Genomic DNA, 21,926 nt, shown 5'->3' with positions numbered 1-21,926 from the left:
TTCATAAACGATAAAAAATGTAACGTGTTAAACCCTCCTAAAGAAATTCAAAATCGAAACTTAGGAGAATATGTAAGATGGAAGCGGCTAAGTTCGATATAGCAAAGAGAGGCCCTAGGGGCTTCAACAGCTTAATATCAAGATAAAATAAACTGGGGGCAGCTTCCCGCTAGAAAATTTAGGGAGAGTAACTAGAAGGGCCGAAAACGGGATAAGAAACGGTAATATCCCGGCAAGCACAAGGTTTTAGATCGATAAAAAGGGTGTTCATCGTCCTTTGCAAAACATAATGCCGTAAAGAGGATACCGAAAACAAAAATAAAAATTGGCAATACCTGACTATTGAGCGAAAATATACGATAGTCATCCTGCAACAGTACCTTTTCTTCCTGGGAAGAATGAATAGGCTCCAAATCCAATACATCATCCAAAAAATACTCCACAATGGTTTCACCTGCATGCAAAACTTGCCCCGTTGCCGAAGAGAAAGACTCATAGGTCAACAGATTAAGGTATGCAAAGAGTGTTAAAAAATGAAATATTTTACCTAACATATCGAAATTTCGAACCACAAAGGTATAACTTTAAATAGCCAAGATTATTTTATTCGTGTAAAAAAACCATGACAGCTTAAAAATTAGCTATCATGGTTCTTAAAAATTACCGCTGGCACAATGTCGTGCTATTCATTGGTATTAGTTAATTGACACCTGTCCAGCAGAACATTATTTTTCATTGCTAAAAGAATATGGAGCATCCTCTTTTTTGGTTCCTCTACTCTTATTCGGTACATCGCTCATTTTAAATTCAAGATTTGCCCCCTGCAACAAATCGTTATACCGAATATAATTTCGACCATAAGGTTTTCCATTCCAGGAAAGCTGATTCACGTAGACCTGCTTCGATCCCTGCTGTTTAGCTTGAATATGCACTTTCTTTCCATTCTCAAGCTTTAAAGTAACTTTGTCAAATTGGGGTGAACCAATCACGTATTCGCCCGATCCTGGCGAAACAGGGTAAAATCCCAAAGAAGAAAAGACGTACCAAGCTGAAGTCTGACCGTTGTCTTCGTCACCACAATACCCATCAGGTGTAGGTAAATACAATTTATCCATTATCTTGCGCACCCAATACTGTGCCTTCCAAGGTTCTGCTGCGTAGTTATACAAATAAGGCATGTGCTGGATCGGCTGATTTCCGTGGGCATATTGTCCCATGTTCATCACCTGCATTTCACGCATTTCGTGGATCATACCACGGCTCTTCATTCCTTCATAACTCGGGATAACGAATACTGTATCCAACATGGATACAAAAGACCTATTACCTCCCATTAAATTAATCAGTCCCTGTGGATCATGGAATACACAAAAGCTCCAATGCCATGCGTTACCTTCTGTATATTCGCGAGACCATGCACTTGGATTAAAATCTGGGACAAATGAACCGTCTGTCTTTTTCCCGCGCATTAATTTTGTACTTGGGTCAAACAGATTTTTGTAGTTCATCGCTCGCTTTGCATAAATAGCTGTTTCAGCTTCCGGCTTGCCAAGTGCCTTGCCAAATTCATAGATACACCAGTCATTGTAAGCATATTCCAATGACCGCGCTACATTCTGGTCCACTTTTACATCAGCAGGTATATAGCCTAGTTGATTATAATATTCATAACCAAAGCGTCCTGTTGAAGAGTGTTTAGGATATGCACTATTGGCTCCATGTTTCAATGCTTCCCATAATAGCTCCTTGTCATAGCCTTTCCGATCAGTAATTAACGCATCTGCGACAATAGACGCAGAATTGTTTCCGATCATCGATGCACGATGCCCCGGTGAAGCCCACTCAGGGAGGTAACCACTCTCCTTATAAGCATTGACCAATCCTTCCTGCATGCGATCGTTCATTGAGGGATACAATAAATTCAACAGCGGAAACAAGCTCCTGAATGTATCCCAAAAACCTGTATCTGTGAACATTTCCCCAGGTAAGATCTGGCCATTGTAAGGGCTATAGTGGATACGCTTACCATTGCCGTCAATTTCAGAAAAATCTCTAGGAAATAATGTTGAGCGGTATAGACAAGAATAAAATGTACGTAATCTATCAATATTTAGGTCTTCAACCTGGACGCGGCCAAGGACGTCGTTCCATTGCGCTTTACCTTCATCAACAACTTGCTGAAATGTTTTGGACTTCACTTCTTTTAGATTAAGTTCTGCCTGCTCAAAACTAATAAAGGAAGAAGCAACACGGGCGATCACCTGATCACCTCTCCTCAATGATGGAAAACCTACAATTGCTCCGGCGTGATTATCCTGAATCTCCAATTCATCTTTACGTATCGAGCCGCTTTTTACACCAGCTTTGTAAGAGAAGGGTCTATCGAAAGTAATGACAAAATAATTCTTAAAATTCTCCGGAACACCGCCGCTATTTTTTGTTGAATAACCAATAATTTTATTCTCCTGAGGAATTACTTTAATATAAGAGCCCTTATCAAATGCATCGATAACAACATAAGCGCTGTCGGTTTTGGGAAATGTGAATTGAAAGATTGCAGCACGTTGTGATGGCGACAATTCTGTTGTCACATCGTGATCAGCAAGGTAAACACTATAATAATAAGGGTTAGCAATTTCTGCTTTATGTGAAAACCAGCTCGCCCGCTTTTCTTGATCAAATTGCGGTGTGCCTGTTACCGGCATGATGGAAAACTGACCATAGTCATTGTTCCAAGGACTTGGCTGGTGGGTTTGCTTAAATCCTTTAATTTTATCTGCCGTGTAAGTATATACCCAGCCATCGCCCATATTGCCTGTTTGTGGCGTCCAAAAATTCATACCCCAGGGACGAGCTATTGCAGGATAAGTATTCCCATTAGACAATTCATACTTCGATTCTGTACCGATCAATGGATTAACGAAATCAACTGGCGAGGCCTGCTGTGCCATACCCGTATGGATCGCGAATAGAGAAAGAATACTCCCTGTTAGTTTTTTAAAATTAAACATAAATTATGTATTTGGTTGATAGTACAAGCAAAAAAGCTAAAACGTATTAGTAAATATAGGTAAGATAATTAAATATAGGAGAGAGTAAGGTGAAAAAAGCAGCTGTAAAATATCCCAGAGACAGAGTCTATTTTACAGCTGCTTTTTGAAATCGTCAAGCTGACGATTTTAGCACTATTATTTCAGCCGATGCTTTTCTTCAGCACTTACTGAGGTAGTTCCAAAAGTCTAAATTCACTCATCTGGAAATTTGACCCAGAAGAAACCGATTTCACAACATACCGATAATGCGTGTAAGGTTTTGAATTCGTAAAAGTGAAATTGACCGATTTATTTCTATCTGCTGGTGTAGTACCAAAACTATACCCCGTCACAGTACCTAATGTTACCCATGACTCACCATTGTCAGACGCCTGTATCTCCCAGTCTTTAGGGTCCCTCTCAACAGCATCATTTCCCGTGGTTATGGTATAACCATTAATAGTTTGTGGTTGATAGAATACAAATTGCCAATACATCCCCGGCTGATACCCCCCAATAAATAATTTCGTTTTGGTATCACCGTCTATAAGCTTCTTCGATCCTTCACCTGCATCAGGGCCACTGGAGTTATCCTGAGAAATTAGGAATGTATTATCAATATTTGTCCAGTCTTTTATAATGCCTAGATCTGTAAGCATCTTTGTAATGACGATTTGAGATCCCTTGGGGGTTTTTACATTTAGCTGGTAGGTTTCGAATTTTCCCACCTCAATCGATATATCTGCCTTCTCCTTATCAGAAACTTGCTCATATTTATCTTTATCAGTCATCTTTGACCAAGTAACTCCTTTGACTGCAATATCACTAGCATAAGTCAGGATCAGTTTTCCAGTTCCATTTTTTGCAGCATTGAATCGAATTAACTTTTCTGCATCGATTTTAATCACCGCTTCCCGTTGTGCCCAATCGCCATTTTCATTGAGAACTTTCAATTGAACCGTAAAATTTCCCGTAGCTAAAAAGGTGTGTTTCGGTGAAGTTGTCGACGAAGTGCTATCATCCCCAAAGCTCCAACGTGTTTCTATATAATCTTTTGACTCATTTGTAAATTCAAAAGTAAAAGGGTCATCCTTGGCAACCTGCTTGATAGAAAAAGCAGATACTGGATTGGGAAGCTGGGGCTTGTCGACAACCACTTCCTTTTCTTTACTGCAGCCTAATAAGGTAAACAATAAGAGTATACAATAGCTATATTTCCCTAATTTCATTGTTGTAAATTTCATTGTTGTTATACATATAGTGATCACAATACCTATAAAAATTCGATCATACGCCATTCCGAACATTGGAATAAACTATTCCCTACATTCTCCGTGATATTCAAACGATAAAATTTATAATTCCCCGGTTTTTGAACATTAAATCTTCTTGTCTGTATTCTATTTGGAAATTCTTCATTAGTTCTGACATCAATCGTGGTCCAATTGGTCCCATCTAAAGAAGCTTCAAGAGACCAGCTTTTGGGATCCCGTGCGATAGCATCATCTCCAGACGTGAGCGTATATGCTCCAATCTTGAGCGTCCGCGTAAACGTTAGCGTACATTGTAGATCACCCGTAAATGCACTTTGTAAGAACTTTGTATTTGTGCGATTATCAACCAGCTTTGAACTGCCCTCTGCAGCATCAGCACCACCATTATTGTCCCGGTTGACGGTAAGTACAGCCTCTCCTGTTACATCAAACTCGACAACCTTCGCACAATCAATCAAAATCGTGGTATAATTTTTCTGTGGATTAATAACATGGAGGGTTGGATCCTTGAGGTAGACCGTTACAGCGAGATATCTATCTTTATTTTTTGTGATAATATCCCAAGGGATTGAGATGTTGAAAGCGGCTGCGGATTTATTACCCAAAACCTGCACGCGTGAGGGAATAGCATATTCGTTTTCTTGCAATCCTATGGTATTCTCCGGAATCTTCTTTTTCGCTATCCAGTTCGCAATTGAATCAGTCGTTCCACGTACCTCCACATAAAACCACTTGCTTGGAAAGGAAGCCAGCGAAACACCTAATGGTATTTCAATGCCAGAAGGGGTTGTATTGTAATTATTATGATCGCTAGCCAGGATAATATTCCCAGGTGAGTTGGTGATCGAAAGATAATGGATATCTTCCGCCGTAAGCAAGTTTTTAGAATCCAACGTAACAATGACACTATTGGGATTTCCCAATTGGTTACCTTTTCCAGGGTTTGACAATTTATAAGACAGTATAAATTTCTTACCATACACACGTTCGATCTCGGTGCGGGAAATCGTCAATAAAAAAGAGGTCGTATCGGCACCATATTGAAATTTAACGACGTTTGGGAAAGAAAATGCGGCATTGGGGAGCGCAACAGCATCCTTTAATGTTCCCGACTCAATTAGTTTGGTGATTGTATCGGTATTCAATTGGAGTTCAACATCAAAAGTCTGTGACGCTGGGCTACTCAATTTAACCTTCATCGGAACCTGTACATAGTCATTTGTTTTGATTAAGTCCTCTCCCCCTCCTTCTGCGATAACTTGAACAGGAGCTCCTCCCTGTAAATTAAACCCTTCCAGATCATTTTTTGAACAGGCCAAAAACTGACTCAAGCCCAAAAATATTGTTATAAAATAAAAAAGTCTTTTCATGGTCTCTTTTTTTAGATTATTTATCTACCCAAACTCGTCCATCCAATTGCCAATTCTCCTGTCTGGCGATCTGTAGCCAACTAAATATTTGCGCTGTTATATCTGTACTTTTGGGCACCAATGTGCTTATTGTCTCAACAGAAGGAGCACAAAGGAAATCATTGAGTTTGGAAATTTCGTACGTGGAACTTCCAAGTTCTAATGTGTTCCCATAAGGTCCCTCATCGTAAAGTACACCATCGGAAACAGTTCCGACGATAGGCCAATTCGCAGCAAGATTTGGAAAGTAAGGGTGATCCTCATTGATCCCCACCTGACAATTGTACTGTGAAATAACCGCCAAAGGCAAAGCAACCTTCCAGAATCGTACGTCAGCCAAATAATAGTCGCCTTCATTCCAATTGCTTCCTCCATTGACCAACCCCAGCCTAAATTTCTCAGGACTGCTGATAGCTCCCCATGAACTGACATCCATCTCATTGCCGGGAAGACCATTTGTGTAGGTTTTAATTATTCGCTTCCCTTCGCTCGTTATCGACCCAACAATGGTCACATTATTCCAGGTTGCATTGTTCAATTTTGGACCGTTCACCTCGCCACTGCCATTAGGACCTCGCGCATTAAACATCCAATAATCATCCTTAAAAGCCATAATCCATCCATTTGTTGGTGCCCCTGATTCCCATTTCTCCCGCTTACCAATAAAAGATGGATAATTGGGAAATCTATATGTATTATTGGGTCCTTTATTCTTCTTAACTTTTAATTCAATCGTAAATTCCTCTTTATCGCCCAGATCAAATACTGGATTATCTCCTTCAGTCAATTCTGCATAGACTCCGCCTTTAAACCTTAAAAAATCACCAGAAAAACGACTCCCTAAATAAGGTTTATTGATATACCTCGAATTGTATTTCGGTGAATAGAAAATCGTAAAGGTATTGACATTCGGATTGCTAAAGATTGTATTGTCATTCTGCGCCGGAGGTATTTCAAAGGGTCCTCCTTTACTTGAAGTGATAATGACCAACCAATTCTCCTTTTTATAGGTAGAGCGTTGTTCTAGCGCTTTGGTGATTTCCCCAACCTGTTTATCAAAATTCTCTATTGCGGTTTTATAGCTGGCACTACTGTTATCATATTGACTTGCTTTTCCAGCCTTATCGACTGCTGTAAAATGAGCAGTCAACATGGTGATTTCAGGAAGTTTTAGTCCTTCCTTCACTCCATTCACAACTTCTGCATCCGAATTTTCCAGTTTAGCCGCCGCCACAGGTGCCAAATGATCAACAAATAACTTGGAGCTACTGTACACTTTAAATTCAGTACTCTTTGCATTCGCTGCTACTCGTGTATAAACAGTTGGAAAAGTCTGAAAGTTATTATTATTAAAATTATCGCCAATGACCAAATGCTTATTTTGACTCACTCCAGTAATAATACTGGCTAGATCAGCCCCTGTTCCATTTAGATCGTCATGTTCTTCGCTCAACGAAACCCATGAATAAATAGCATGATTTAACAAACCATTCATAACGGGTATATTTGCCGTGCGAACAGATTCGCCTCTAGCGCCGTCAACAATCAACAGCAATACCTTCGGTTTACCATACACTAAATCCAATGTGTCTTGTTGCCCTTCATTATCCGGTATCAACCGTCCGAATTCTTCCTTGCAAGACAGTACTGTCGATAAGAACAACAAAGACAGTAGCCATAGCTTAATATTTCGAAAATTATCTTTAAATCTCATCAGTTTAAAGTTTAAGTTATTGTTCCAATTTAATTCGAATCAGATTATGAACCTCTTCATTGTTAAACCTATCAAAGGAGCCCATCAAAAGCAATGCGCGTTTCCCATCCTCTGTTTTAGTTTCAACGGCTTTATTAACATATCCGGAGAAATACCCCGATGTATTGTAATCACTATTTAATTCCCCATTAGCATTTAGGATCATAAAGCCATTTCGCGCAACATTATTATAGCGTGCAAAATCTCCAGCTACCACAATTAAGCCATCATTTAATTGCATCGCACTTGCGGGCTCTCCGCCCTCGAATGTTTTGGCCTTAAAAGTAGGATCCAGCGTACCATTTGCATTCAACAGCACTACTTTTATGGCAGTTGCGCCATTATACTTGCTAAATGCGCCTACGACCAAGTATTTATTTGTCAAGCTATTATATGTCACTGAAAACACATTATAGTCGGCTCCTGCCCCCCCCGTATTGAATGTTTCATCTAGGGTTCCATCAGCATTTAGTCGTGTAATATAGCCTTTAGATTGTCCATCAAAGCGATTGAAAGATCCATATACTAGAATCTTTCCTTTTAAAACACCAGTATTGTGGTAAACCGACGCTACTGCCCCATTCCCGCCGGTAAAAGGCTTACCATCAGCCGCAAATCGAAACGTCTTATCCAAGGTACCATCAAGATTCAATCGAGCCACATGCCTAATCTCCGTACTATCTAGGATAACAGTATCTCTTGTTTCTAGCTTATTAGGTTTACCGTAGGTGCGACGGATATAATATCTAAAATTCCCTGTCGCTAAGATTTTTCCGTCAGATTCATAAATATTACCCACATTGCCATCAAATCCACCATTAAAAGTCGGATAATATTTCAGTGTATCTGCTTGTCCTGGCCGACGAAATGGTTTAATACCCATGGTATCGATGGCTCCAGTCGTATAAATTCGTGTCAAATTACTGATATCTGAATTCCGCTGACCATACCCCGAAAACGAACCTGCCAGAAAGTAGTAGTTCCCTAATTTTAAGATACTATTTAATGAATTATTGGCTCCAGTACCTATCCTAAAACTGGCATCGTAAGTACCATCAGCAAATGTTCTCACCAAACGATTGATGGGTCGTATTGCGCCTTTATTATTATAATTTGTAAAAGCTCCTGTAAAGATCATTTTACCGTCTTCCAAAAAGATGACATCTGAAACCGTCCCGTTTGTGCCTACACCGACTTGAAAGGTTGCATCTACAGACACATTTCCTAGAACTGTAAATTGTGGTCCAAAAAAGACAATATCATCAATCGTTACCGAGAGCACCCCTGTACTCGCAAAAGGGGGAACTTTGAGTTTAACATGATCTGCTGTCAATTCCACAATTTCCGCCTTTTCCCCGTTTACTCTTACAATGGCCTTATCTTTATATTTATCCAACCCTTTAATGCGCATAATCGTTTCTGTGCCAGTTTTTCCTGATTCAGGCTGCATTTTATCTGTTGGATTAATTTCTATACCAAGTGCCGGCAAGCCTTCTTCATAAGGAGCCGAAAAAGTTTTATCTTCTTTATTACATCCGAAAAAGAGGGGGATCATAAACAATAGAGCCAAATATCTGCCCATAATTTTGTACATAACGTTCATAATTTAATCTACATCTGGTTAATAACGCTTACTCTCCAATATATCTAACATAATATCATATTCTTGAAACCCAAACCTTGATCTGGTATAGTCAATCACATGAACAACTCCGTTATCCGGTTGAATATCTGATGAGGCTACAGGGCAGGAAATCCAGACCGAAGGCCTACTCACGTCGGGTATATAAGAGATATAGAGCTGCCTATAGCCCATATATTTTAGCCGGGTCACATTATTGGGATCGGCATCATTAATTGCATCATTATAGACCACACCAATATTAGACACTGTATTCCCTAATGCAGTATAATTTTGACCTTTATAAACATTCAGGAGATCAAAATCGATTTGTGGATAGTCCATCAACTTACGCTTACCGGTAAACATATAACGCAATAAGTATTTTCGCCAAATGGTACTATCAACATCTGCCAGCGTTTTTATCGTATCCCGTCCCAAAGTATAAAGCCTGCCATTGACACTGTATATATCATCGACCGTAATTCCCTTTGCCTGTCCTATTAATGTCTTGATATTTTCATCCCGGGGAGCAAAAAAGGTGAACTCCTTGGTCTTAAAATCCTCTTCAAGCCCAGCTAAACGTATGATTTGTGCTATCGTATCAAATTCCCTCGGCTTTGAATCCAAATACGCCATAATTGATCCATTAAATTTCGCCTGTGCCAAGCCTCCGTCTTCGTAATATTCATCCTGTTTACAGGATGCCAAACTACAAAGCAATGCCACAATCATCATCAACACATATCCGCTAATATTATCTTTTCTCATAGTATACACCTATTTAGTTTTCACCTGTCCAATAACCATTTAACACAATTTTTGAATTGAAATTTTTAGCCGAAGCATCCAGTGGCCACGTCCATGCTCGTCGATTGTATTGATCAATCGTCATTGGATCCATCGTCCATTGTGGGTTTAATATGCGTCTTGTCCGAATCAAGTCAAAATATCGAACCCCCTCACCGATCAATTCTCGGCAGCGTTCTTCAAAAATGAAATTCTTGAGATCGGTTCCCCCACCAGAATATCGCGACGCTTCGGCACGATCGCGAACGATATTGAGTACCGAAATAGCCTCTGCCTCTCGTGATCCGCCTAAATTCGCCAACGCCTCTGCCTCTAAGAGTAGCGCATCAGCATAGCGAAATATCATAAATGTATTATCAGGATTAGAGTCTTCATTACCGGACGCAAATACATTTGCTGCAAATTTTTTCAGTACAAATTGTCCATTATCAGCGTACATATCCTCATACCAAAGGTCTTTCCGCTTGTCCGCCGAACCATTTACTGGATAAATACGGGACATAAAAATGGATGAGTAATAGGCAATGCTATTTTGTTGATTGTACCGGGGAAACTTATAAGGCCATCGAAGAAAATGATCCCACAAAGGTGCATAGGCATTATTTTGATCTCCATAGTTGATGGTACGGTAAAATTCGAAAAGTGATTCTTCGGTACGTCCCTTGGAGACTTTAGCCCATTCCTCTGCCGTTAATTTGTACAGATGATGCACGCCGCTTGCACGCAGCTCCTTACCTAAGCTCGCAACACTTTCATAATACTTCGCTGAGTTGCCTGAATCAAAATTGGCATTCCACATTTTCATATGCATCAGCAAAGCAATTATACTCCCCCGACTGGCTCGGGCGCCCCGTTGAGATGCGTCACCAAAAGTCCAAGGCATAATATCCTTGACCGATTCCAAATCGGCAATACACTTGATGATAACAGACACCATATCTTCGCGGGGAAGTTGCTTTGCAAAATAAGCTTCTGTATAATACACAACATCACCATAAAGTCGGACCATCCAAAAATAGCTCAAGCAACGCATAAAAGTAGCTTCGGCCTTATAGCGATCCTTGTCTGCAGCAGATAGCCCTGGAATTCCTTCTTCCAGTTTGGCGATTAAAATATTACAGCTTTGAATGACCTTATAATAGGTGTCCCAAATAGAAACCTTATACATGGCATAGCCACTCGAACGCCCACCACCTAATGTATTCAGATAGACAGCATTCATATTGTTTGTCCCTAGGTCCCGAAGAATCATACGGTCGGTGCCCGATGTTGGCGAGGGAAAGATTTCTCCAGACCGCGCTTCTCCGATCGCACCTATTACCCAAGATTCATTCAATTTTTCAAAAAACTGGTTATAAATACGTGCTATATTGGCTTCTACATCCTCTTTAGATTGGTAGAAATTGTTTCCAGTAAGCCGATCAATTGGCTCTACAGTCAAAAACTTTTTGCAGCCTACCAAAAGCATTGCGCATATACCTAACACAAATACTATTCTTCCAAAATTTCGTTTAATTTTCATACGATCGCCTATTAGAAATCAACATTAACACCTATATTGTACTGCCGAGGTACAGGATACCCATTGGAAACATCCCGTCCCATACTACTCACATTTTCAGGATTTGGCCCGCTGTACTTTGAAAATGTTGCAATATTTTCAGCGGATACAAATACTCTGAGACGCTCTAAACCATATCGCGCCAAGGCACCCTTTGTAAACATATAGGACAAGCTGACACTGTTAATTTTAAAATACGATCCATCCTCTGCCCATAAATCTTGATCCATGCGAAATGGATTGATACTCGCGTATCTTCGATAATCATAGGCATACGGATACTGCGCAATATCTCCGGGCTGCTGCCACATATCGATATCGTTCAGCGGAACAACAACTTTGTTGCCATAGGGATCGCTCATTAGCTGTAGTCGCTTGGCCAAACCATTATTTAATATGGTACGTTTTGCTGTATATGAAGCCCATAGATTAAGACCAAATGTGCCCAATGTTTCATGCTTATAATTGAAATTCAATTGCAGACCACCTGTAATTAAAGGCTGCGAATTTCCTGTACGTGCATAGTCGTTTTCATCTAAAATATAGTTTCCATCCAAATCCGCGAAGATAGGATCTCCGGCCTGAAACTCTGTACCATTTGCCATTCGATAACGTCGACCCGTCACCGGATCTACCGGAACATCAGCATCTGTACTATAAACACCACGATTCAATAACATGTAATTAGACATAGAAGAGGTTCCCACTCTGAAAACAACATGTTGTTTATATTCATCATTATTCTCCCAACGTACAAATTGTCCCCCATAATGCTCCGGAAGTTTGAGCAGTACATCGCGATTATAGGCACCATTTGCACCAATCGACATTGTAAAACGCCCCTCCGTCCATGGTCTAAATAAAACAGCAAGTTCATGTCCATAATTCGCTATTGCAGCCGAATTACTATTGACTTTATCAAAGCCGAGCGAGGTTGACAATTTTTCCTCGAACAGCAAATTATCGACCTTTTTGTAATAGGTATCATAATTTAGTTCAAAGCGATTTTGAAAAAAAGCGAGATCCAAACCCACATTAAATTGACTTGTTGTTGTTGGCTTTAGATCGGGATTGGGAATTTGGTCATAGTTGATCCCTATACCAATCTTGTCGTTATACCCACCTGTGATATCATATTTTCCATAAACACGCTCTAACGTACTGTTAGGCATTACATTTACACCCCAACTTGAGCGAATAGACAGCAAATTGATCCACTCAACATCCTTTAAAAACTCCTCATGATAAGCATTCCACCGCAAACCCACGGCGGGATTTTTGGTATATAGGTTCCCAAAACCATTCTGGGACGATCCGTCCATGCGATACGACAGGTCAATCACATATTTCTTCATATAATCATAGGTTCCAGCAACAGCAAACGACACGCCTCTTTCTTTTCCAAAACCTCGACTCAACAAGCCCCCGCCTTTGGAGAAATATCCATCAAAACCAAGAGGGCCTTCAAATTGATCATTTGGCGTACGGGCTTGTAATGCCGCATTCGCTTGCTTTTCTAACGTACGGACTTCGTTAAATAGATTAAAAAATACCGTATGCTTTTCATTAAATGTATGACTATAGTTGATCGAATTTCGATTATACAAGGAGTTATACCGTCCGTAATAGGCATACACTTGAGCAAATTGTCCATTTGCTGCGGCTGGCGTAAACGTACTCTCGTTATCTGACGTTGACTCATAACTTATAGTCGTTGTTGCCCGCAAGCCAGGAATAAACTCATAAGATGCCTCTATGAAAGGTTTAATCGACTTTGACGAATTATCATTTTTTGTCTTTAAGGCGGAGTTATAGCCCGAAGATGCGAGATAAAAGGATGGCCCCGGTAACAAAGTAGAATATTCGCCATTTTTTGCCACACCAGATTGTAATATCCCAAGACCATTTCCCTTACTCTTCGAACCTAGTGATGCATTCAATTGAGCGATAAACTTAAATTTTTCAGTAGGGTAGTACTCAAACCGCATATTGGCCATGTAACGATCAAAACCTGTATTTTTGATAATTCCGTTTTCGTTATAATAATTTAAATTCGCTTTATAATTCAACTTCTGATTCCCACCATCAATCGCCACATTATGCGTCTGATTGTAAGTTGTTGTATAAAAAAGATCCTGCCAATTGGTTGAGTTATTATAATACGGATTTAGACTATCTGACAACATGGGCGTCTGTGAAATTCGATCGAGATCAAACTGAGATAATGCATTACTATAAATCTGTAACAATTTGAGCCGCCGTTCGAGATTTCCGCCAAGTGTTGCACGCAATTTGGGCGGTGTTTTCATGAAAAAATTGCCCGTATATCGGACGCGTGGCACTTCCGAATTCCCCCTTTTCGTATTAATAATAATCACCCCATAAGCCGCCAATGAACCGTACAAAGAAGTCGCCTGAGCATCTTTGAGAACCTCAATACTCTCAATATCTTCGGGGGGGATCAAAGATAATGGGCTAATACCTGGCCCCTGTTGGCTTAGACCGAGTTCATTTGCCCGATCGGCATCCATCGGAACGCCATCGATCACATATAAAGGTGATGTTGGCGTTAAAAAAGATTGATCACCGCTACCTGAAACACTAAGTGTCGAAAGTCCTCTGATCTGTGTTGACCCTCTGAATCCCGGAGCCCCCGTGTTGTTTTGGATATTTAAACCGGCAACTTTTCCTTGCAATAAGTTCTCCACATTAGCGGCAGGAATGTCTTGCAAATCCTTACCGCTGATCTTTGTAGAAGCCCCTGTCGTCGTTTCTCTTGGCCGATTAACATAGCCCCGTACAACGACTTCATCCATCTGGTTCTCCAATTCCTTCATACGAATATCGACATTACGGTCTGCACGCGCAGTAATTGTCACTCCGTCATAACCAATCAGTCTAAAAGTAACCGAAGTCCCCGTTGTAGTTGTCACACTAAAGATCCCTGATGAGTTTGTAGCTGTCACCTCCTTTCCGGATTTCCCGTAACGCACGGTAACACCGGCCAATGGCCGCCCCTTATTATCTGTTACTTTTCCCGACATAATGATAGCTTGTGCAAAAGCACCAACAGACAGCAGCATGCAGAGTACCAGAATACAACTATGATATACTATTTTTATTTGCATAATGTTCGCTATTATTCGTTCTCAAATCGTGGGTTCTCTCTTTGAAAATGGAAAACAATTTCCCAATCGCCCTTGGTGAAAATCCTAAAGTTCAAGCCAAAAGACGCTGTGATTAAACCGCCACCAAATCCTTTCCTGGAATAGGAAAAATCTAACTTTGCGCTGTTTCCATTCGTATACTTAGTTGGATAGCTCGTCAGTGGAATGGGATAAGCGACATCATACTGTACATAATCGGCGGTCTTTTTCATATTAAAACCATGAACGAGTTCATTCCACTTTGTTTCATTAAAATTTTCTGGGTTAATGGTCTTCCCATCCTTATCCAAGAAAACGAAACGTAGATTATTTCCATTCCCACCGGTAAAACGACGGATATATACAACCAGGTCTTTAAAATCATCATTTGTCCGTAATGGGAGATTAGAAGACTCACCATTGACATTGGCTATATAGGATGGCCAGATATAGCTTTTCTTATTCGGGTTTTTAGGGTCCTTCGGATCGGGCGCAATTTCACCATCATAAGGATTTCTGTCGGAATAGGGTTCATAATCCTGTACCCGCCATGGCAGTATCATAAAGTCCTTTACGATCGTACTTCCCCCGGAATTGGATATTTTAAGATCAAAATAACGTATATTTTGAACGAGATCAACACTATCCTTTGAACGCGGTTCTATCAATTCATTGGTAGAGGAGTTCCACAAAATAAAGGTGCCTGTTGAGTCAACCTCAAAAAGAGGACGATCCACTATCTTTCTCTTCGCTTCTATTTCTTCTAGGTTTTTCTCCGTGCCATCATAACGGGATATCCACTCATAGACTGGTTTTACCTGGAAAAGATCCGTATAAGGCCTCCCATCACCATAGCGGGGATTTACAATTTCAAAATGTAGCGGAGTTGTTGAATGATCTGTATTGACCGTCCCCATACGACTCGTTCGTCCCAAGACGGGGTAAAAAGATTTACCATCATAGGTCAAGTTGACACTCAAAAAGTCCTTTTCATCCGGCAGATTATAGATTTTCTTACATCCATTTAAACCCATACATAACAGAGCCAACAAACCAAGACGGTATGTCCCGCTATATATTGTTCTATAACTTCTAGAAATTTTCATATCCATAGATTCTTAAATAGGTTTATTGATTGCGGTTCATTGTCCAATCCGCCAACTGGAAATCGTTACCATTATACATACGCACAATATTCAAACGATAACCTTTGTAAGCTTTGGTGTTCGCAAAAAAGAATACACGCAACTGAAATCGTTCATCAAACTCTTCGCCTTGCTTAGAATCCAATAGAATCCAGTCCCCTTCCTCATTCAAGCCCTGCAAGGTCCAATCTGTCGGATCCCTATCCTGGAGATCATTCGCGGATCTAAGTGTATAACTATTGGCTACTACAGCATTAGGAAATTGCCATTCGAGGTAAAAACGACCCGGACTCGATAGAAAAAATTTGGTTTCAGGATTACCATCAAAGACATATTTAGCCGCTTCAACAGCATCGGGACCTCCAGAAGCCTCTTTTGACGTAAACCACTCCCCACCGATTGTCTTGAACAGATTTTCAGGTGGTGGGATATAAATAATCTGACTGACAAATTTGTTAAAACCAAACACATGATCTGGGTTTAATACATGAACAATAGCATTATCTGTCTGAATATTTAATGAGCTTGTCTCGGTCGTCACCCAATTACGATTGAAGACAGACCGCCTTGTATCGGACAAATCAACAATTGTAGGTCCTCCATTCAGGAAGCCCGATGAGGCCTGTTTGTTCAATCCAATGTGCATTGGGTAGCCATAACGAATACCCAATACATCTTTCCCATCCTGACTGGCAAGGGAATCACTTGCAACTCTTCCTTGAATAATATATTGGCACAACAGTGAATCCAATATTTCATATTTAACTGAATTCAGATACTGTGCAGGCTTATCCGAAACAGCTAATGTATTATTGAGATTTTGGATAGCTAATTGAAAATTGGAATTGGTCAGTGCAAAAAGTGTCACTGTACTATCTTCCAATTTCTTTTGCAAGCCAATTCGATCAATGACTTTAACTAGAGAGTCATATACACCGGGTTTACTTTTTAGATAGCTATACAGATTTCCTTTATAGATCGGTTCCTGAGATATGGGCGAATAATAGCCTTTATCCTTCGCACAAGCATACAGCAGGACTGTGATTGAGAGTACGTATACACCACGTATAAATAGATTATTTCTCATAATTAACTTCTTTACTTCCAATAAGCATTTTGTTCGATCAACTTATTCTGAGCGAGAATTTCTCGGGATATTGGCCAATAGATCCCATCATTAGCTATCAATTGTGCCAATTGGGGATTGTCATGTTTTATCTTTTCTCGGCGAATCATATCATACCAGCGATGCCCTTCGCCCATTAACTCTCTTTTTCGTTCCAAAAAAATAGCGTCCACCAAATCCCCATTAGCCGTTTCACTATAGACTTTCAGGCCTCGCCTTTCCCTAATTTCATTTAACAGTTCAATAGCAGTAGATTTTTCACCCAATACCGCTAAAGATTCTGCCCTTAATAGTGCGATGTCTTCTAGGCGTGTCAAAACGGTGGCACTGGTAAAAATTCGAAACGTGGGATCAGAAGAACCACCCATAATACACTTGATTTTGCTAAAAATTGGGTATTTCCCATTGAAATTCCGGAAATACACTTCTGTGGTTGGGGCTCCAAGTGTATCAATGCTAAACCGTTGGTCCTTCTTCTCGTTGAATGTTTTTAAAATCGTTTCTTTCGGCATATATATGTCGGGAACCGACTTATTGACAACAGGCGACGCTAGACTAAGCTCTTCAATATGACCTGTAAACGATGCCTCCACATGTGCCCATATGTACGGAAATGAAAACATTTGCTCTGATCTCTTCTCGAAAAAGAAACCATTACCATCCGTTAAAAAGGATGAGGATAAGTAATAAGATCCGCTCTTATTATAATTATCCATAACAAATTGCGAATAGGAAGCCGCATCAGCGTAATTGCCCTGCCAAGCCGCCAAATGTACGAGTATGGCATACGCAGAAAGTTTTCTGACCAAAGCTCCATTCCATCGTGAAGATGCCTCATTATAATAATTACCAATCTGTTGTTCGTCGCCTGTACTATAGGAATAGGGTAACAATTGGGCAGCATCATACATTTCTTTTTCGATCCATGCATAAAGCTTGAGCCTATCTTCTTTAGGCTTATTCTCAAAACTTCCATCATGAGAGTTTAGTATCAGGGGGACATCTCCCCAGATACGCACCATATTGAAATAAGCGTAAGCCCGTAGAAATCTTGCCTGTGCTACATCCACCACCAAATTATTCTCGGTGTAGCGCATGTCCTTTTCCCGCACCTCCGGTGCGCGCTCCATAAAAATATTGGCCGCATTAACTACGGCAAACCACCGTCTCCAATTCGATAGTGCATTCAACGATTCATAATTCGCTTTGAGGTCGTTCTTAATAATTGCTTTTAAATCCTGTCGATTAGGACTCTCAAAATCCCCCGATCGAACTTCTCCATACAGCCAATAAGCATTATTGTCGTCCAAAGCCGCTTTGGTTAAACCATAAATTCCCATCAAACCTGCACGCGTATCCTCCAAAGCATTCCACATATTCTCTTCCTTGACCGTGCGAGAAGAGTCTATATCCAGCATTTTCTTGCAGCCCCCTAGAGGCAATAAGAAAAGTAACAAAACACTAAATATATGATGATATCTTTTCATTTCTTTTGCGTTTAAAAGTCAACTTTTATTCCTAGCGTATAAATTCGCGGTATCCTTATTTTTGACCCAATATCATAGCCCGTGTAGTCCACAATTTCAGGATCCACACCACTGTAAGACGTTAGCGTTGCAATGTTATTCGCAGACACATAAGCATAAGCATTTTTAATGGCCTGAGTTCGACCTGCTAAAAGAGAAGTCAAGTTATAACCCAACGTAATTGCCCTTATTTTAACAAATGAAGCATTCTCTAAGAAAAGATCTTGATCGGCCTGATAAGCGATAACCGTACTCCAAGGATTATACAATGGATATTTACTATAATCACCCCTTTTTTCCCAATACGTAATCTCTTTGATAGCATCCAGGTTTTTCGTCCCTTCATTATTGATAAAATCAAAACGATTAGCCATTTCTTGATTGATAAGCTTTCGGCCGACATTATAGTACATATTAATCCCCAGATCCCATTTCCCAAAAACAAAATTGTTATACCAATTACCAAATACAGCAGGCAAACGGTGACCTTGCAAAGTCCGATCGTCATCATCGATCGTATTGTCGCCATTTTGATCCTTCCAGATCGGATCACCTGCGCGTAGTTGAATCGCATTGTAGGTCATCCCTTGTGGAACTTCAGCATCAGTTTTATAGATTCCTTCATTGGAGAGTAGCCAGTATTGATCCAGTGATTTACCTACCTCTAAAAGATGATTACCTATCACGAGCCGATCTAATCCATTAGGCAAAGCCTTCAATTTATTTTGATTATGCGAAATATTGAGCGCACTAGACCATTTAAACCTCTCGGATTGAACAGGATCAAGTCCAATAGTTAGTTCTGCTCCAACATTCTGCACATTCATTCCTGCCGCATAGCTTGATTTATAACCATATTCGCTATAGGAAGGAATATTAATCAGCTGGTTCTTTGTTTGCTTTACATAGACATCAAAGGAAACATGGAAGTTTTTCTTTTGAATCGCATAGTCCAAGCCCAGATTACCTTGGTCAGTATACGCCCAAGGGATATTGTATCCAACCCAGCCCGACTCATAAGGTCTTACCAATCCCGCGATGGCATTGTATCCAGCTATAAGCTGATTACCGGTAAATCCCATTTGCGCAACATAATTAGGTCCTTGAGCAAAGTCGTCAAAAACATTGCTTAGCCCAATACGCCCCGCACTTAGACGAGCAGTCAGCTCTTTCAAGTTCGTGTTTGTATTGAAATAGCTGTTTTTAATATTCCAATTTATCGACAACGAAGGCGTAAAAATCCATCGCGCGTCAGGTTGTGCATTGGAAGAGCCGTCAGTGCGCAATACCAAAGAGGTTTCGACCTTATTATCATAATTATAGGTCGCTTTTCCATAAAATGAAACTAAGTTGTGTCGAATACGATCTAAATATTTAAATATAAGCGCCTTGGGGTATGCAGTAGCCTCCAAATAGTTTGATTTTGTATCATCATCTTCCAGGAGATTCACCTTAATAAAATCATTTACTCCTTTGTAAGCGTAAGCATAATTATAGCGATAGGTGTCCCATTGTAAACTATTACCGACCAATAGATTTAATTTGCTCTTATCATTGATATTCCAGTCATAAAAAGCTTTATTGTCAAATACAGCCCGCTGATTATAGCCATAGTAGTTTGAAGCAAAATTATTGGACTCCATCAGCTTGCTATGATAGAATTGATCCCGATAACCCTCATTATAATCAACCATTCCTGTAGAGAGAAAATGGAAATTGCCAAAGTCCAACTGTAGCTTACCATAGCCCTGCACAACATTTGTCTTGTTATTATCAAAGCCTTTTTTATAATAACTCAGGTACTCATTGTAGACATCTTTATTTGGTGACAGGGGGGCCGAGAGATCTGGAAAATAAGCAAGCTGGGCAAATCGATCGCGAAGATTTAGATTTCGATTACGATCAATTCTAGTGACATTCGCTTGCATAGAAAAGGTCAACCAAGTTAACGGTCGCATATTCAACCCAAACAGCGCATAATATTTATTCAGTTTCACCTGATCCGCTATACCTTTATCTTGGGTCGATCCTGCTGCAAATTGAAAATTTGCACGAGGCCCACCTCCGGAAAGATTGGCATTCAGATTGTAAACTAAACCATTATTGTAATAAGAGTCTGTCCAATCAGATTTCCCAAAATAATTCATATTAAGCGAGTCGCTTAAATACACAGGGTATGAATCTCCGTCATCATATTTGCCATTGGAGGTATACAGATCATAAAACTGCTTTCTAAATTTATTTTCGTACTCACCATTAATTGTTGTGACATGTGGACGCTCAGCTAAGCCGGTATACATATTGACCGCTATTCGATTGCTTTTATCTGCTTTGTATTCTTTCGTTCGAACAACGATAGCTCCATTTGCGGCATTAGGACCGTACATGGCCACTGCCGCAACATCTTTTAATACTTCAATGGACTTTACCATATCAATATTGATATTCGCCAATAAGTTAGTGGCCGGACCTATTCGTTCCAGATTGTAGGTCTGAACGGCATAAGCAAACGGATGCTCCCCAACCAAAGGAATACCATCTAAGACAACCAACGGCTGATTTTGGAACACATCAATATCAGAAAGCAATGGTCTGGAAATCCCTCGAAAATACATAGGTTGTTTGGTTCCCGGCTCTCCCGAGGGCTCAGTTACATAAAGCCCTGTATTGTTCCCTTTCAGGTACTGTGCCAAGGAAGAATAAGGTAATAGGGATTGTTTATTGATTTCAACGGGATTTACCTGGCTAGTTTTAATCTGAAATATAGAATCTAATTTCGCAGTCCCAATCTGAAGCTTAAGACTATCGGAAGGTGACAACACCTTGTCTTGGCCAAAAGCAAAAGAATAACAAGCACAGGAGCACCCTAACAGAACAAGCCTATCCAAATACCTTTTTTTAATCATGTACATATGGATGATATATAATTAGGTTATTTTTACTTTTCTACTATAACTGGTTAAAATCACCAAAAAAATAGGTGAAAATTTATTGATTTTTCGAGATAGGAAAATTGGTCAATTCCCATCCAAAATTGATATTATGCAGTATCAAACAGGACTAACATCATAATCTAAGATTTTAAGTTTAAAAAATAAAAACGTTTTAGCACAACAAAACATAATGAAATGTCAAAACGGATTGGTTTGCTTAATTGGTCAGCACTTATCTCACTTGGTTATAATGAAGATATATAGAAAAACGAGAAAAAAAAATTTTCAGAAGTATTTTTTTAATTTGCTAAACTGGTTTAGTTTACAACATTAAGCAGTTTATAGCTAAAAAAGTGGGTTAATTCATGTAAAAATTATGATTTTGCTAAAATAATGCCGTCAATTAATTTTTTTTCAGATTGTAACATCATTACTAATAAGACAACTAATGCAAAATAACAACCTGCATATTAAACAATTGAAAGACAGACAACGCTCCACATCTATTTATGCCAAATGGGAATAAGACCTCCATGACTTCGCAAACATCAACAGAAATGAAAGCGAACTGAAGGTTCTTTCTAGTCAAT

13 protein-coding genes are annotated in these 21,926 nt (G+C 39.9%); all 13 read right to left on the bottom strand.

Translation table 11 applies throughout. From position 1 onward, the window contains the following. Nucleotides 1-191: 191 nt before the first annotated feature. The gene (locus AB1Z56_RS22605; RefSeq protein WP_309359805.1) at nucleotides 192-554 is read right to left on the bottom strand and encodes a hypothetical protein; all 363 of its coding nucleotides are present in this window, start codon (nucleotides 552-554) and stop codon (nucleotides 192-194) included. Nucleotides 555-725: 171 nt separating this feature from the next. Continuing rightward, nucleotides 726-3,011, bottom strand: a complete 2,286-nt coding sequence (locus tag AB1Z56_RS22600; protein WP_426790254.1) for a GH92 family glycosyl hydrolase — start codon at nucleotides 3,009-3,011, stop codon at nucleotides 726-728. 206 nt (nucleotides 3,012-3,217) lie between these two features. Then, nucleotides 3,218-4,276, bottom strand: a complete 1,059-nt coding sequence (locus AB1Z56_RS22595) for a PKD domain-containing protein (RefSeq protein WP_309359802.1) — start codon at nucleotides 4,274-4,276, stop codon at nucleotides 3,218-3,220. Between the two features lie 29 nt (nucleotides 4,277-4,305). Beyond that, nucleotides 4,306-5,676 carry a discoidin domain-containing protein gene (locus AB1Z56_RS22590; RefSeq protein WP_309359800.1) on the bottom strand — a complete coding sequence of 457 codons (1,371 nt, stop codon included), beginning with the start codon at nucleotides 5,674-5,676 and terminating at the stop codon, nucleotides 4,306-4,308. Between the two features lie 16 nt (nucleotides 5,677-5,692). Beyond that, nucleotides 5,693-7,429, bottom strand: a complete 1,737-nt coding sequence (locus tag AB1Z56_RS22585; RefSeq protein WP_309359797.1) for a DUF4983 domain-containing protein — start codon at nucleotides 7,427-7,429, stop codon at nucleotides 5,693-5,695. A 16-nt stretch (nucleotides 7,430-7,445) separates the two neighbouring features. Further along, nucleotides 7,446-9,062 (bottom strand): DUF5008 domain-containing protein, encoded by a 1,617-nt coding sequence (locus AB1Z56_RS22580; RefSeq protein ID WP_426790253.1) that lies wholly within the window; start codon nucleotides 9,060-9,062, stop codon nucleotides 7,446-7,448. A 27-nt stretch (nucleotides 9,063-9,089) separates the two neighbouring features. Further along, on the bottom strand, nucleotides 9,090-9,860 hold the full coding sequence (locus AB1Z56_RS22575; protein ID WP_309359793.1) for a fasciclin domain-containing protein: 771 nt from the start codon (nucleotides 9,858-9,860) through the stop codon (nucleotides 9,090-9,092). Between the two features lie 13 nt (nucleotides 9,861-9,873). Further along, nucleotides 9,874-11,421 (bottom strand): RagB/SusD family nutrient uptake outer membrane protein, encoded by a 1,548-nt coding sequence (locus tag AB1Z56_RS22570; RefSeq protein ID WP_309359791.1) that lies wholly within the window; start codon nucleotides 11,419-11,421, stop codon nucleotides 9,874-9,876. Nucleotides 11,422-11,432: 11 nt separating this feature from the next. Beyond that, entirely contained in the window at nucleotides 11,433-14,588 is a 3,156-nt protein-coding gene (locus AB1Z56_RS22565; protein ID WP_426790252.1) for a SusC/RagA family TonB-linked outer membrane protein, read from the bottom strand. 11 nt (nucleotides 14,589-14,599) lie between these two features. Next, complete coding sequence (locus AB1Z56_RS22560) at nucleotides 14,600-15,712, bottom strand: DUF5007 domain-containing protein (protein ID WP_309359787.1); 1,113 nt, start codon at nucleotides 15,710-15,712, stop codon at nucleotides 14,600-14,602. A 22-nt stretch (nucleotides 15,713-15,734) separates the two neighbouring features. Then, a complete protein-coding gene (locus AB1Z56_RS22555; protein ID WP_309359785.1) occupies nucleotides 15,735-16,838 on the bottom strand; it encodes a fasciclin domain-containing protein in 1,104 nt (367 codons plus the stop codon). A gap of 11 nt (nucleotides 16,839-16,849) precedes the next feature. Further along, nucleotides 16,850-18,364 (bottom strand): RagB/SusD family nutrient uptake outer membrane protein, encoded by a 1,515-nt coding sequence (locus AB1Z56_RS22550; RefSeq protein WP_309359783.1) that lies wholly within the window; start codon nucleotides 18,362-18,364, stop codon nucleotides 16,850-16,852. An 11-nt stretch (nucleotides 18,365-18,375) separates the two neighbouring features. Beyond that, complete coding sequence (locus AB1Z56_RS22545; protein WP_426790251.1) at nucleotides 18,376-21,315, bottom strand: SusC/RagA family TonB-linked outer membrane protein; 2,940 nt, start codon at nucleotides 21,313-21,315, stop codon at nucleotides 18,376-18,378. Nucleotides 21,316-21,926 lie beyond the last annotated feature (611 nt).

Origin of the sequence: Sphingobacterium sp. WOUb80, from assembly GCF_050058145.1 — a bacterium.
Taxonomy (GTDB): domain Bacteria; phylum Bacteroidota; class Bacteroidia; order Sphingobacteriales; family Sphingobacteriaceae; genus Sphingobacterium.
Note: the sequence above shows the minus strand (reverse complement) of the source record. Positions and strands in the feature narration are given on the sequence as shown.

Coding starts and splice junctions, on each gene's coding strand:
- AB1Z56_RS22605 (WP_309359805.1), bottom strand. CDS start 554: ATGTTAGGTAAAATATTTCATTTTTTAACACTCTTTGCATACCTTAAT.
- AB1Z56_RS22600 (WP_426790254.1), bottom strand. CDS start 3,011: ATGTTTAATTTTAAAAAACTAACAGGGAGTATTCTTTCTCTATTCGCG.
- AB1Z56_RS22595 (WP_309359802.1), bottom strand. CDS start 4,276: ATGAAATTTACAACAATGAAATTAGGGAAATATAGCTATTGTATACTC.
- AB1Z56_RS22590 (WP_309359800.1), bottom strand. CDS start 5,676: ATGAAAAGACTTTTTTATTTTATAACAATATTTTTGGGCTTGAGTCAG.
- AB1Z56_RS22585 (WP_309359797.1), bottom strand. CDS start 7,429: ATGAGATTTAAAGATAATTTTCGAAATATTAAGCTATGGCTACTGTCT.
- AB1Z56_RS22580 (WP_426790253.1), bottom strand. CDS start 9,062: ATGTACAAAATTATGGGCAGATATTTGGCTCTATTGTTTATGATCCCC.
- AB1Z56_RS22575 (WP_309359793.1), bottom strand. CDS start 9,860: ATGAGAAAAGATAATATTAGCGGATATGTGTTGATGATGATTGTGGCA.
- AB1Z56_RS22570 (WP_309359791.1), bottom strand. CDS start 11,421: ATGAAAATTAAACGAAATTTTGGAAGAATAGTATTTGTGTTAGGTATA.
- AB1Z56_RS22565 (WP_426790252.1), bottom strand. CDS start 14,588: ATGCAAATAAAAATAGTATATCATAGTTGTATTCTGGTACTCTGCATG.
- AB1Z56_RS22560 (WP_309359787.1), bottom strand. CDS start 15,712: ATGAAAATTTCTAGAAGTTATAGAACAATATATAGCGGGACATACCGT.
- AB1Z56_RS22555 (WP_309359785.1), bottom strand. CDS start 16,838: ATGAGAAATAATCTATTTATACGTGGTGTATACGTACTCTCAATCACA.
- AB1Z56_RS22550 (WP_309359783.1), bottom strand. CDS start 18,364: ATGAAAAGATATCATCATATATTTAGTGTTTTGTTACTTTTCTTATTG.
- AB1Z56_RS22545 (WP_426790251.1), bottom strand. CDS start 21,315: ATGTACATGATTAAAAAAAGGTATTTGGATAGGCTTGTTCTGTTAGGG.